Here is a 12,338-nt window from a genome sequence, read left to right on the forward strand (position 1 = left end):
GGTCCTCGAGTTCGGCCAGCTCGCCGACCGCCTTCTCGTGTGCGGTTTCGGCGTCGGCGCGCTGGCCGGTCAGCCGCTCCGATTCGGCGTCGGCCGCGCGGACGGCTGCGCCGAGCCGGCCGAGTCGCTCGTACACGGCATTGAGGGCCTGATCGGATTCGTGCAGGGCCAGCAGGGCGTGGTCGACCGCTTCTTTGCGATCGGACTGCTCTTCCAGCGCGCCGGCCAGGCTCGCCTCCAACTCCTCGGCGTGCCGGCGGGCGGCCACCAGATCGGCCTCCGCGGCATCGATACTCGCCTGGATCTCCAACCGGCTCGGTGACCGATCCGAACCACCCACCAGCCACCCGGTGCCGGCCAGATCGCCCTCGCGGGTCACCACCCGTAGTTCCGGGCGCGCGGCCAGCAGCGCGGACGCCGAGTCGAGGTCGTCGACCACCGCGACCCGGCGGGTCAGGGCCACCACCGCCGCGCGGATCGGGTCCGGGCAGTCCACCACGTCCAGCAACCAGCGCGCCGGCCCGGGCAGCGCCGGGTCCGCGGCGTCCGCCGCCTCCGGACCCTCGTACACCAGCGCGGCGCGCCCACCGTCGGCCTTCCCCAGTGCCCGCAGTGCGCTGAGCGCCGTCTCCCCCGTATCGGCCACCACCGCCTCGGCCACCGGGCCGAGGACCGCCGCGACCGCCGATTCGTACCCGGCGTGTACCCGCAACTGCCCGGACAACGGGCCCAGCAGTCCGGCCGGCTGGTTCTCGGTGAGCCAGGCCGCGCCGTCGCGGCTGGCCAGGTTCATACCGAGCGCTTCGATCCGCGCGGTCAGCGAGGCGACCAGGCGGCCGGCCTCCCGGTCCACGGCGCGCAGTTCGGTGACCCGGTGGTCGGCCAGTCCGAGCGCCTCCACGGCGTGCTCGTGCTGGGCGTCGAGCCCGGCCTCCCCGGCGTCCAGCTCGGCCAGTTCGTCCTGTACCCCGTCGAATTCCGATCGCGCCGCGGTTCCCCGGGCCCGGGCCTCGGTGATGGCGGTGGACAAGCGCACGATCTCGGCGTCGATCGATTGCGCGCGGGTACGCAGGTTTTCGACCTGCCCCGACAACCGGACCAGCCCCTCGCGCCGGTCGGCGATGGCCCGGACCGCGGCGAGATGCGCCTGTTCGGCGGCCTTGGCGGCATGCTCGCGTTCGCCCAGTCCCTCCCGCGCGGCTTCCAGTGTTTCGGTGGCCATTTCGACGGCCTCGCGCAGTTCGGCCTCCTCGGCCTCCACCCGGTCGGCTTCGGCCTCGAGCTGATCGGGATCGCGGCCGGTGTTCGTGGGAGCGGCCGTATCCAGGTGCCGGGCGCGGTCACCGGCGATCCGGATGGTCGCGTTGACCCGCTCGGAGAGGGCGGAGAGCTGGAACCACAGTTGGCCGGCGGCCTCGGCCCCGGGGGTGAGCCGGGAGAGCCGGTATTCCTGCTGGGCGAGTGCGGCATTGGCGGCATCGAGTTCGGTGCGCACGGTGATCTGCTGTTCCCGCGCATAGGCCTCTTTGCTCTGCTGACTCTCCAGTTCGTTGCGCCGGGTGACCAGATCGTCGGCGGCCAGCCGCAACCGGGCATCGCGCAGGTCCGCCTGCACCGTCTGCGCCCGGCGCGCGACCTCGGCCTGCCGGCCCAGCGGTTTGAGCTGGCGGCGGAGTTCGGTGGTGAGGTCGGTGAGCCGGGCCAGGTTGGCCTGCATCGCATCCAGTTTGCGAACGGCCTTTTCCTTGCGTTTGCGGTGTTTGAGTACGCCGGCGGCTTCCTCGATGAAGGCGCGCCGGTCCTCGGGACGCGATTCGAGGATCGCCGAGAGCTGCCCCTGCCCGACGATGACGTGCATTTCCCGGCCGATACCGGAGTCGCTGAGCAGTTCCTGCACATCCATGAGCCGGCAGGAGTTGCCGTTGATCTCGTATTCCCCGGCACCGTCGCGGAACATGCGGCGGGTGATGGAGACCTCGGCATAGTCGATGGGCAGGGCGCCGTCGGAATTGTCGATGGTCAGCGTGACCTCGGCGCGGCCCAGCGCCGCCCGCCCGGAGGTACCGGCGAAGATGACGTCCTGCATCTTCCCGCCGCGCAGCGCCTTGGCGCCCTGTTCGCCCATCACCCAGGTGAGGGCGTCCACGACATTCGATTTACCGGATCCGTTCGGTCCCACCACGCAGGTGATCCCGGGTTCGAAGCGCAGGGTCGTCGCGGACGCGAAGGACTTGAAACCCTTCAACGTCAAGCTCTTCAGGTGCAACGCCGACGACCCTTTCCGCCTCCGTGACTGCCCGCCTCGCCCAGGCCGATCAGCCATGCTATCGGCCCGCGGCGCCGTGTCACCGACCGGCGCACCGGCCGTGGCCGATCGATTGCCGGTACACCGGCGACCCGTGGCCGGGCGTTCGCACCGGCCGGATGTCACGAAGGCTACCGGGCGTTATATCTTCCGGCGATGGCGGTGGCCGCTCTCGATACCGGTTGCCGCCCGTACTGCCAGCACCGCACCCCACGGGCCGATGACCCATATGGGCCAGAAATAGGTGAACTCCCCGACGCCCAGCGAGATCGCGCCCCAGATCACCAGCACCAGCACGCTGACCGTGAGCCACGCGGTGGCCTCGATCCGCTGCCAGATCGGGAAACGCGGACGCGTCGCCACCGAACGCACCGGCGCCAAGGCGGGCAGGTCCGCGAGCACGCCGGTGAGTTCCTCGCGGGTGGCGGTGCGGTACACCTGCGCCACGCGCTGGTCGTATTCGGTGAGATCGATACGGCCGTCGCCGAGATGGCGGCTCAGATCGCGCACGATGCGATCGCGTTCGGCGTCCGAGGCCCGGGTTCCCGTCGTGATCTCCATAACCGCTCCCCTTACAGGTCGGACCACATTCCACAGTGGATGCACTCAGAGTGCACCTTCCACTGTGTTATGTCAAGGGTTGCGGTGCGCCACGACTACCGTTCGGCGAAACCGGCCGGCCCGCCCCGCGCCGGTTCCCACGACTCGACCACCAGATCCACCCGGCCGGGGGTGTCCCCTGACCGCAACAGCGCCAGCAACCGCTCGGCCGCGGCGCGTGGCCCCTCCGCCACCACGTGCACCCTGCCGTCGGCCGCGTTCGTGGCGTGCCCGGTGAGGCCGAGTTCCAGCGCCCGTGCCCGCGTCCACCACCGGAAGCCCACGCCCTGCACGTATCCGTGCACCCAGGCGCTCAATCGCACCGGGTCGGTCCCGTCCTCGGCCGCGGTCACGATCAGTCGACCGTGTCGATATCGAACGACAACGTCACCTTGCTGCCGGCCTTCAGCGTGCGGCCGACCGTGCAGACCTTGTCGATGGCCCGCTGCACCGTCACCAGCAACCGGTCCCGGGCCGCCGCGTCGAGCTCGCTGAGGTCGAGTTCGAAGACCTCGTCGAGCTGCGGATACACCTCGTTCTCCCGGTCCGCGGCCCCGGAGACGCGGATGGTGGCGTCGTAGTCGTCGCCGAGCCGCCGCGACAGCGGAAAATCCGAGCTCATCCCCGAGCAGGCCGCCAGCGCGATCTTCAGCAGCTCACCGGGGGTGAACACGCCGGGTACGCCCTCGGACCCGATGAGTACCTCGGCGCCACGTGAACTGTGACCGGTGTAGCGGCGGGTACCCGTCCGCTCCACCCAGAGGGTTGTCGGCCCGTCCTGCGCCGCGGGGGCCGTACCGCCCGCCGGGGCGGATGCCGCAGAGGTGTTGTCAACCATGCTCGCGATCCTGCCATCCGCCTTCGCCGCACCGCGCACCCGTCCTCGGCCGAATCAGCGCCGGGGCGGCCGACGACGGCCGCGCACCGGCACCCGGACCCGCCGCTCGTCGCGGGCGTCGAGAATCACGGCCACGGCTCGCAGCAGGAGCAGACCGAAGACGAATCCGGCGATCAACGCGCACGCCACCAGGGACATGGCCGTCCTCTCCCGTCCGGTTCCCGGCGCCGGGGTCCTCCGGCGCCGTACCGTGCCCGTTGTGCCGGGAAGTTCCGGTCGTTCAGGTCGGTACGTCGCGAAACTACTCCGCCCAGACGGCGGGCGCACTCGATCCTTACGCGTTGTTCACGCGACGTGCGCGGGTTCACGACCTCGGGCACCGGCGCACCGCCGGCCGGCCGCACGGGCCCTATATGTCCCGCGGGACGCCACGGACCTGCCGTACACGGCCGACGCCACCGTCACCGCACCGAGCATCGTCAGCCGCGTGGCCGGCACAGCGCGGGGTCGGCCAGGTCGGCACACGGGAGATTTCCGTACGACCGGATCACGTCCTGCCCGGCCTCACCGACGAGGAACCGCAGGAAACCCGCTCCCAGCGAGTCCGGCGCGAAATCGCCGTGGCCGAACGCGTACTCCACTCCCCAGAACGGGTAGCCGCCCGCGGCGAGCTCCTCCCGGGTGGCGCGCCGGCCGTTTATCGTCACCCCGACCACCCCCGGGGTATTGCCGGCGTCGGCGGATTCGCTGTAACCGATCGCACCGGTGGTGGCAGCGACCTCGGCGAGCATATCGTCGGTGTAGAGCGTCTGGCAGCGTCCGGCGGCCGTACCTCGCCGCAGTTCACGGCAGGTCGCTCCCGGTTCGGGCGGCTGGGCGGAATCGAGCAGGCGGGTTTCGAAGGTCCAGCGCGAGCCCGACCCGGCATAGCGATTGATCACGCGTACCGGTTGATCGGCGCCGCCCACCTCACGCCAGTTCGATACACGTCCCTGGAACAGGTCGCCGATCTGCCCGGCCGTCAGATCCCGCACCCCCGCACTCGGATGGACGACCACCGAGAACAGCGATACCGCCAGCGGCCGCTGCACGAGAGCGGGGTAATCCACGCCCTTGGGGGCGTCACCGATCGCGAGGAGCCCGCCGTGATCACCGGCTTCCTCCTCGAGCCGGTCCATACCGCGTTCGCTGCCCTCGAAGCCGAAGGCGAAACCGGCGCCGGGACAGGTCTGTTCGTAGATCCGGGCCGCCTCCCGGATGACGGGCTCGAAGGCGGTCGAACCGACCACGGTCAACTCACCGGCCGCGCAACCCAGCGGCGCGGGCTCGGGTTCGGCGATATCGATGACCGTCATGGCCGCGATGACCAGCACGAGGAAGCCGGTGAGCGCCACCATCAGCAGCGAGACCCCGGTCCGGCCTTTGGTTTTGGCGATACCCCCACCGGTGACCACCCCGTGCATGACCGGGTCGGGGTAGGGGCCGTGGCCCGAGGTGCGTTCCAGCGTGGCCAGGATCTTGTAGTGATCGTTGCGGTTCAGCGGGACCTTCGGCAGGTCGATCACACCGACACCCTGCTCCGGTTGCCGGTGCCCGAAGCCCGAATCGGGTTCGAAACGGACGGCCAGGCCCGGATTGCTCAACTCGGTGACCGCCATCCCGATCACCTTGCGGTCCGGGAAATGCAGGTGCAGACCGGCCTGGCTGTTCTGCGCGGTCACGTAGTCGGCGGCATCGATCGTGGTGGCGCCGTTGTTCTCGATCCGTACCAGCACTACCGACAGGTCCTGCAGATTACGCTCGGCGCCGTCGGCGGTCTGCCGCAGCTGCCGCAGCGCACCCGCGTGCCCGGACTCGGCCTCCCCGATGACCGGGGTGTCCATCTGCACCCGCCACCCCAGCCGTTTCCGGCCGACGAACACGAACTCCCACAGGAACGCGCCCACCGGTATCGCGATACCGGCCAGTGGCAGAACAAGATTGAGCAACAGCTCGCTCACCAGCGGCTACCCTCCCCCGAATCGGCATAATTCTCACCATCTTCGGCCACCGGAAAGAGAACCCGGCTGCGCACGTGAACTATTCCAGCGGTATTCACCATGCGGTCACCGGCGGCCCGGGCGCGGTGATCATCCCCGTCGGTCGGGACGGGTCGCCCGGTCAACCGCCGGAAGCGCGCGTCCACTCCAGCAGTTCGTCCACCGGGCGAGTGTTCACGATCCGCTCCGGCGGAACCTGCGCGGCCACCGCGCGGGCGCAGCCGTAGCCCTGCCAATCCAACTGGCCCGGTGCGTGCGCGTCGGTATCGATGGAGAACTCGCAGCCCATCTCCACGGCGAGCCGAATCAACCGGGACGGCGGGTCCCGTCGTTCGGGCCGGCTGTTGATCTCGACCGCCGTACCGTAGCGGCGGCAGGCCTCGAAAACGATCCGGGCGTCGAAGTCCGATTCCGGTCTGGTACCGCGCCCGCCTTCGACCAACCGGCCGGTGCAGTGGCCGAGCACATCGACATTCGGGTTCGCCACCGCGTACACCATCCGCCGGGTCATGGTGTCGCGGTCGTCGCGCAACCGCGAATGCACACTGGCGACGACGATATCGAGTTCGGCGAGCAGATCGGCGTCCTGATCGAGTGAGCCGTCGTCGAGGATGTCGACCTCGATCCCGGTCAGTACCCGCAGCGGCGCCGGCTCCGCGTTCAGTTCGGCCACCACATCGAGCTGGCGCCGCAGCCGATCGGCCGAGAGCCCGTTCGCCACCGTCAGCCGCGGCGAATGGTCGGTGAGCGCGCAGTACTCGTGCCCGATCGCAGCCGCACAGGCCATCATCTCGGCGATCGGGCTGCCGCCGTCGGACCAGTCCGAATGGGTGTGCAGGTCGCCGCGCAGCAATTCACGCAGGGGCGCGCCCGGAGCACCGATCGGTTCCGCGGCGGCGCGGAGTTCGGCCAGATAGCGGGGGACGGCCCCGCCGTACGCCTCCTCGATCACCGCGGCGGTCTTGGGGCCGATCCCGGCCAGCTCCTGCCAGCTGTGGTCGCGGCGGTGCCGGTCGGCCGCGGCGTCGTCGAGGCCGGCGAGGACATCGGCGGCTCTGCGGTAGGCCTTCACCCGATGCGTCTGCGCCCGGTCGCGTTCGAGCCAGAACCCGATCTCACGCAGGGCCGCGACGGGCCCCGGAGCGGGTGTTCCGGCCGCGTCCGGCCCCGGCGACTCGCCCGCCACCGCCTAACCCACCCGGCCGTACTTCACGAAGGCGACACCGTCCTCGAAGACCTGGCTGGTGATCACCCGGAAACACGCCGGATCCGGCAGCTGCGGGCCGGTGCCGAACAGCGGCCGCCCGCGGCCCAGCACGATCGGATACAGCTTCAGGAAGACCTGGTCTATCTCCGGCAGTAGCGCCCGGGCGAGCTCGCCGCCACCGCACAACCAGATGCCGAGGCCCGGCTCCCGTTTGAGTTCGGCCACCGCGGCGACCGGATCGGCGCCGATCAGCGCCACCGCCGGGTCCGGTGGCTCGGTGAGTGTCGTGGACACCACGTACTGCCGCAGATGCGCGTACGGGTTCGCGGTGCCGGTACGGACCCCGAAATCGTGGGTCCGGCGGCCCATGATCACGGTGTCGAAGTTCGCGTTGCGTTTGGTGATACCCAGTGATTCGCGCACCCGCGACGGCAGCGTTTCCGGGTACTGCGCGGTGATGGCGGGCCCGTGATCACCGCCGACCGGGAAGAAGTCCACCGAGCCGTCCTCGGTGGCGATGAACCCATCGATGGTGGCCGCGACGTAGTAGGTGAGCTTGCGCATGGCCTGCCTCCCAGACGGACCGGTCGGTGATCTTGCGAGGCCCACCGTAACCCGCCGCCGGGCCGGGCGCGAGGGGGTCGTCAGGAGGAAATGCGGCGTCCGCGCGGTGGCGGCTGGCAGCGTGGGCAGGAATAGGACGAGCGGTTCATGAACTTCTCCCGCACGATCACCGCGCCGCAGCGCGGGCACGGCCGGTCACCGCGCCCGTACACCGCCAGAGCGCGCTCGAAGTAGCCGGATTCGCCGTTCACATTGACGTACAGGGCGTCGAAGGAGGTACCGCCCGCGGCGAGCGCGTCGGTCATCACCGCGTGGGCCTCGCCGAGCAGGGTGCGCAAAACTGGACGGGTGAGCGTCGAGGCGATCCGGCCACCGTGCACCTTCGCCCGCCACAGCGCCTCGTCGGCGTAGATGTTGCCGATCCCGGAGACCACGGCCTGATCCAGCAGCACCCGTTTGATCTCGGTGTTCTTGGTCCGCAACACAGCGACGACCCGTTCGGTATCGAAGCGGGGGTCCAGCGGGTCCCGGGCGATATGCGCGAGCAGGTCGGGCAGCAGATCACCGTCCACCTCCACCAGCGGCGCCAGCACCCAGCCGCCGAAGGTGCGCTGGTCGACGAAACGCAGCTCGCGCCCATCGTCGAGGGTCGCCCGGATGTGCGCGTGCTTCTCCACCGGGGCATCGGCGGGCTGCACCAGCATCTGCCCGCTCATACCGAGATGGACGACCAGCGCGGTATCGGCGGGTCCGCCGCCGGGTTCGTCGAAGGTGAGCCACAGATACTTGCCGCGTCGCTGCGCCGCGGCCACCGTGAGCCCGGTGAGCCGCGCCGCCATATCGGCCGCGCCCGCTTCGTGCCGGCGCACCGACCGCGCATGGGTGACCGTGACCGATTCGACGGTTCGCCCGCACAGATGTTCGGTGAGGCCGCGGCGTACGACCTCCACCTCGGGGAGTTCGGGCATTCAGGATTCGCCGGTCAACGCGCGGTAGGCCGCGCCCGCCGCCTTCTGCTCGGCCTCTTTCTTCGACCGGCCGACTCCCTGACCGTAGGCATCACCGGCGATCACAGTGGTCGCGGTGAATTCCTTGTCGTGGTCGGGACCGGTCGAGGTGATCTCGTAGCTGGGCACACCGAGACCGCGTTCGGCGGTCAGCTCCTGCAGACTGGTCTTGAAGTCCAGTCCCGCGCCCATCCGCGGTCCGCGCTCGAGCAGCTCGGCGAACAGCCGCAGCACGACCTCGCGGGCCACGTCGATACCGTGCTCGAGGTGGACGGCGCCGAGCAGCGATTCCATCCCGTCGGCGAGGATGCTGGGCTTGTCCCGGCCGCCGGTGAGTTCCTCACCCTTGCCGAGCAGCAGATGCGCGCCCAGTCCACCCTCACCCAGGTTGCGTGCCACCTCGGCGAGCGCGTGCATGTTCACCACACTCGCGCGCAGCTTGGCCAGCTCACCCTCGGATTTCTCCGGATGCTCGTGGTAGAGCCGTTCGGTGATGCTCAGACCGAGCACCGAGTCCCCGAGGAACTCGAGCCGCTCATTGGTCGGCAGGCCGCCGTTCTCGTACGCGTACGAGCGATGGGTCAGCGCCAATCGCAACAACTCCGGAGCCACCTCGACGCCCAGGGCGGCGAGCAGGCCCGAATGATCACCCGGTTCACCGGGTTCGTCTTTACCCGCGGTCAACGGTCGACCCGGGGGTCAGACGGCGGAGACGACCTGGCGGCCCTTGTAAGTACCGCAGGAGGGGCACGCGATATGCGGCGGGGTCTTCTGGCCACAGGCCCGGTTCGGGCAGGTGATCAGGGTGGGGGCGGCGGCCTTCCACTGGCTGCGCCGCGACCGGGTGTTGGAACGGGACATCCGGCGCTTGGGAACGGCCACGACTATTTCTCCTCTGTACTGTTACGTGCTGTATCGGTGGGATGATCTCCGGTGGCCGCACCCTCGTCGGGGCTGCCGCTGCCGGGCGATCCGGAGGCGAATTTCGCCAGCCCGGCCCAGCGGGGATCAAGTATCTCATGCCCATGATCGGATCCCGCAATCGCCATCCGAACACCGCACTCCGGGCACAGCCCCTGACAGTCCGGCGAGCACAACGGCTGCAGCGGCAACTCCAGGCCGAGCTGGTCCACCACCAGGGGTTCCAGGTCGATGAGATCGTCGTTCATCCGGTAGACCTCGTCCTCGGAGGAGGTCTGATCGGTGGCACTGTCCGGGTAGGCGAACAGCTCGGTCAGCGACAACCGCACCGTATCGGTGAACGGTTCCAGGCATCGCGAGCACTCACCGGCCACCGGCGCCTCCAGGGACCCGGTGACGAGCACCCCTTCGGACACGGCCTGCAACCGCAGATCCAGCTCGACCTCCGCGCCGACGGGCACGCCGGCGAGATCGAGTCCGAGTCGTTCGGTGGTGGTGACCGTCCGCCGCAGTTCGCGCATCGAGCCCGGGGCGCGACCGAGGCTGCGGACATCCAGCACGAAACCCGCGCCGTGTGCACGAGGTGCACCGGAACGCGAGCGCGCGGTGGTATCGGCAGGCATCGCAAACACTCCACTGGGTGGGTCGGGGCAGTTGGTTTTGCGCCGGAATCGGCGAGCAACCACACCACAGTACGGCGAACGGGCCAACCGGGCAAAATAAGGTGGGACGAGCGCATCAGCGCTGCCGAAGGTCGCCCGGTATCGATGCGACGGCGTGCAGCGACCGGTCGCGTGAGGGAGGAATCGGGGTCACAGGGCCTCGGCCCGACCCGCCGGAGGCGAGGCCGGTATTACCGCCGGAACTCGGCGGCGTAGTCGGGGACGCCCGCGCCGTTGCGGAGCTGCTGGCGGCCCCGGCCGACGGTGCGCAGGGCACTGCCGAGGGTGTCCTCGAACTCGGCGAGTTTGGTGTCGACGTAGTGATCGCAGTCGGCGCGCATCCGGTCGGCGTCGGCGTGGGCGGCGTCGATGATGCGGGCGGATTCGGCGTGCGCCGCCCGGACGACCTCGGTGTCCTCCACCAGCCGGCGCTGTTCGGCCTGACCGTCGGCGACCGAGCGGTCGTAGGAGGCCTTACCGGCCTCGACGGTCCGTTCGGCCTCGGCGCGGGCCCGTCCGGTGACCGCCTCGTATTCGGCTTTGGCGTCGGAGACGAGGCGTTCGGCCTCGGCGGTGGCCGTATCGACCATCCGGTCGGCGTGGGCGGTGGCTTCGGCGACCATGCGGTCGGCGTGCGCTTTCGCCTCGGCGAGGATGCGGTCGGCTTCGGCGCGGGCGTCGGCCACCGTGCCGGCGGCCTGTTCGTCGGCGGACCGGATGGTGTCCTCGGCCAGCCCCCGGGCGTCGTCGACGATCTTGTCCCGGTGGTCGAGCACATCCTGGGCGTCGTCGATCTCGGTGGGCAGCGCGTCCCGCACATCGTCGAGCAGATCGAGTGTCTCCGGCCGCGGCACGATGCAGTTGCGCGTCGCGGGGATACCGCGCGCCTCCTCGACTATGGCGACCAGTTCGTCGAGCGCCTCGAATACCCGATACATGCTCACTGTCCTCCTGCTGACGATCGGCGATACATCACGCCGTTCCCAGTGTGCCCCGGGCCGGTGGATGCGCCGAACCTACTTTCGGTGTGTCGCCCGGTCGGCCCGATATCTGCAGAGTCACACAATCAACTGGAGACCTGCCCTCCGCTTGGTGTTAAATTCTTAGGGAGCCCAACCGCGGCGCGGCGGGGCTGCCCGTCCCTTGCCCGATCGGAACCGCCCATGACCATCCTGCAGTTGCCTACCTCCACGGCACTGACCACCGGGGATCTGGATATCGATTGGCCGGAGCCGTTCACCCCCGCCGCCTGGCAACAGCGCCTCCTGCGGTACCTGCGCGGTGATCGCGCCTTTCCGCAGTTGATTCGTTTCGCACTGGTCGGTGGATTGAGCAATATCTCCTATGTCCTGCTCTTCCTGACCCTCACCGGCCTCGGGACCCTGTCGGCCAATGTGGCCGGATCGGTCGTGAGCACCGTGCTGGCCAACGAACTGCACCGCAGGCTCACCTTCCACGCCGCCGAGCGGGTCGGCTGGTTCACCGCGCAGTGGGAGGGCGGCGGCCTGGCGCTGCTGGGCCTGGGTATCAGTACCGCGGCCCTCGCGGCGCTGGAGGTCCTGGCCCCGACATTGAACGCACCCACCCAGGCCGCGGCCGTGCTGGCGATCAGCGCCGCGGTCGGTGGTCTGCGGTTCCTGGCGCTGCGCGGTCTGGTGTTCCGGCCACTGCAGCGGGCCCGGGAAGTGACCGCCCAGCGGTCCGGGTCAGCCCGCGCGCTCGGCCAGCCGGTCGAGTAGCCGCTTGTGCACCAGCGGCGGCAGCATATCGCTGACATCGCCGCCGAAGGCCGCCACTTCCTTGACCAGGGAGCTGGACAGGTAGCTGAACGTGGGGTTGGTCGCGATGAAGAAGGTGTCGACGCCGGAGAGCTTCTTGTTCATCTGCGCCATCTGGAGTTCGTAACCGAAGTCACCGGCGTCGCGCAGACCTTTGACGATGGCGGTGATGCCCTGTTCCCGGGCGAAATCGACCAGCAGGCCGTCCCAGGAGGCGATCCGCACGTTCGGCAGGTCCGCGGTGGCGTCGCGCAGCAGATCGATACGTTCCTCGATCGAGAACATGCCCTGCTTCTTCTTGTTGATCATCACCGTGATCACGACCTCGTCGAACTGTTCGGCGACCCGCCGGAACACATCGAGATGGCCGTTGGTCACCGGGTCGAAGGATCCCGGGCACAGAGCTCCTGCCATGGG

General features: G+C 69.5%; 15 protein-coding genes. 1 reads left to right on the plus strand and 14 read right to left on the minus strand.

Annotated features, from left to right (window positions below; all coding sequences use genetic code 11):
* From smc to ON38_RS17425, 13 genes are all read right to left on the minus strand, one after another.
* The coding region (smc, locus tag ON38_RS17370; protein ID WP_039825911.1) for a chromosome segregation protein SMC at nt 1–2,266 on the minus strand (2,266 nt) is incomplete at its 3' end.
* Nucleotides 2,267–2,446: 180 nt separating this feature from the next.
* Complete coding sequence (locus ON38_RS17375) at nt 2,447–2,866, minus strand: DUF1707 SHOCT-like domain-containing protein (RefSeq protein ID WP_039825878.1); 420 nt, start codon at nt 2,864–2,866, stop codon at nt 2,447–2,449.
* 95 nt (nt 2,867–2,961) lie between these two features.
* Nucleotides 2,962–3,258, minus strand: coding sequence for an acylphosphatase (locus tag ON38_RS17380; protein WP_039825879.1), 297 nt, complete (start codon nt 3,256–3,258; stop codon nt 2,962–2,964).
* Between the two features lie 2 nt (nt 3,259–3,260).
* Entirely contained in the window at nt 3,261–3,743 is a 483-nt protein-coding gene (locus ON38_RS17385) for an OsmC family protein (protein ID WP_039825912.1), read from the minus strand.
* Between the two features lie 54 nt (nt 3,744–3,797).
* Nucleotides 3,798–3,941: a hypothetical protein gene (locus tag ON38_RS36085; RefSeq protein WP_157181795.1), complete on the minus strand. Its 144-nt coding sequence runs from the start codon at nt 3,939–3,941 to the stop codon at nt 3,798–3,800.
* Between the two features lie 281 nt (nt 3,942–4,222).
* Complete coding sequence (locus ON38_RS17390; protein WP_039825880.1) at nt 4,223–5,743, minus strand: PstS family phosphate ABC transporter substrate-binding protein; 1,521 nt, start codon at nt 5,741–5,743, stop codon at nt 4,223–4,225.
* A gap of 160 nt (nt 5,744–5,903) precedes the next feature.
* Nucleotides 5,904–6,968 (minus strand): PHP domain-containing protein, encoded by a 1,065-nt coding sequence (locus ON38_RS17395; RefSeq protein ID WP_051164900.1) that lies wholly within the window; start codon nt 6,966–6,968, stop codon nt 5,904–5,906.
* A 3-nt stretch (nt 6,969–6,971) separates the two neighbouring features.
* Nucleotides 6,972–7,553: a dihydrofolate reductase family protein gene (locus tag ON38_RS17400; RefSeq protein ID WP_039825881.1), complete on the minus strand. Its 582-nt coding sequence runs from the start codon at nt 7,551–7,553 to the stop codon at nt 6,972–6,974.
* Nucleotides 7,554–7,633: 80 nt separating this feature from the next.
* Nucleotides 7,634–8,521, minus strand: a complete 888-nt coding sequence (mutM, locus tag ON38_RS17405; protein ID WP_039825882.1) for a bifunctional DNA-formamidopyrimidine glycosylase/DNA-(apurinic or apyrimidinic site) lyase — start codon at nt 8,519–8,521, stop codon at nt 7,634–7,636.
* Nucleotides 8,522–9,244: a ribonuclease III gene (gene rnc / locus ON38_RS17410; protein ID WP_039825883.1), complete on the minus strand. Its 723-nt coding sequence runs from the start codon at nt 9,242–9,244 to the stop codon at nt 8,522–8,524.
* 15 nt (nt 9,245–9,259) lie between these two features.
* Nucleotides 9,260–9,442 carry a 50S ribosomal protein L32 gene (gene rpmF / locus ON38_RS17415; RefSeq protein ID WP_039825884.1) on the minus strand — a complete coding sequence of 61 codons (183 nt, stop codon included), beginning with the start codon at nt 9,440–9,442 and terminating at the stop codon, nt 9,260–9,262.
* Nucleotides 9,443–9,444: 2 nt separating this feature from the next.
* Nucleotides 9,445–10,104, minus strand: coding sequence for a YceD family protein (locus tag ON38_RS17420; protein ID WP_051164901.1), 660 nt, complete (start codon nt 10,102–10,104; stop codon nt 9,445–9,447).
* A gap of 230 nt (nt 10,105–10,334) precedes the next feature.
* Nucleotides 10,335–11,081, minus strand: coding sequence for a DivIVA domain-containing protein (locus tag ON38_RS17425; protein ID WP_039825885.1), 747 nt, complete (start codon nt 11,079–11,081; stop codon nt 10,335–10,337).
* A gap of 225 nt (nt 11,082–11,306) precedes the next feature.
* Between ON38_RS17425 and ON38_RS17430 the strand changes: the two genes are divergently transcribed.
* Complete coding sequence (locus tag ON38_RS17430) at nt 11,307–11,882, plus strand: GtrA family protein (protein ID WP_157181796.1); 576 nt, start codon at nt 11,307–11,309, stop codon at nt 11,880–11,882.
* Here ON38_RS17430 and coaD read toward each other — a convergent pair.
* Nucleotides 11,850–12,335: a pantetheine-phosphate adenylyltransferase gene (gene coaD / locus ON38_RS17435; protein WP_039825886.1), complete on the minus strand. Its 486-nt coding sequence runs from the start codon at nt 12,333–12,335 to the stop codon at nt 11,850–11,852. The two genes, ON38_RS17430 and coaD, sit on opposite strands and share 33 nt — an antisense overlap.
* Nucleotides 12,336–12,338: the final 3 nt, after the last annotated feature.

The sequence above is a fragment of the Nocardia testacea NBRC 100365 genome (genome assembly GCF_000308775.1).
Classification (GTDB): domain Bacteria; phylum Actinomycetota; class Actinomycetes; order Mycobacteriales; family Mycobacteriaceae; genus Nocardia; species Nocardia testacea.

What these genes read in the sequence shown, in the direction of transcription:
- ON38_RS17375 (WP_039825878.1), bottom strand. Translation starts at nt 2,866, where the DNA reads ATGGAGATCACGACGGGAACCCGGGCCTCGGACGCCGAACGCGATCGC.
- ON38_RS17385 (WP_039825912.1), bottom strand. Translation starts at nt 3,743, where the DNA reads ATGGTTGACAACACCTCTGCGGCATCCGCCCCGGCGGGCGGTACGGCC.
- ON38_RS36085 (WP_157181795.1), bottom strand. Translation starts at nt 3,941, where the DNA reads ATGTCCCTGGTGGCGTGCGCGTTGATCGCCGGATTCGTCTTCGGTCTG.
- ON38_RS17400 (WP_039825881.1), bottom strand. Translation starts at nt 7,553, where the DNA reads ATGCGCAAGCTCACCTACTACGTCGCGGCCACCATCGATGGGTTCATC.
- mutM (WP_039825882.1), bottom strand. Translation starts at nt 8,521, where the DNA reads ATGCCCGAACTCCCCGAGGTGGAGGTCGTACGCCGCGGCCTCACCGAA.
- ON38_RS17420 (WP_051164901.1), bottom strand. Translation starts at nt 10,104, where the DNA reads ATGCCTGCCGATACCACCGCGCGCTCGCGTTCCGGTGCACCTCGTGCA.
- ON38_RS17425 (WP_039825885.1), bottom strand. Translation starts at nt 11,081, where the DNA reads ATGTATCGGGTATTCGAGGCGCTCGACGAACTGGTCGCCATAGTCGAG.
- ON38_RS17430 (WP_157181796.1), top strand. Translation starts at nt 11,307, where the DNA reads ATGACCATCCTGCAGTTGCCTACCTCCACGGCACTGACCACCGGGGAT.
- coaD (WP_039825886.1), bottom strand. Translation starts at nt 12,335, where the DNA reads ATGGCAGGAGCTCTGTGCCCGGGATCCTTCGACCCGGTGACCAACGGC.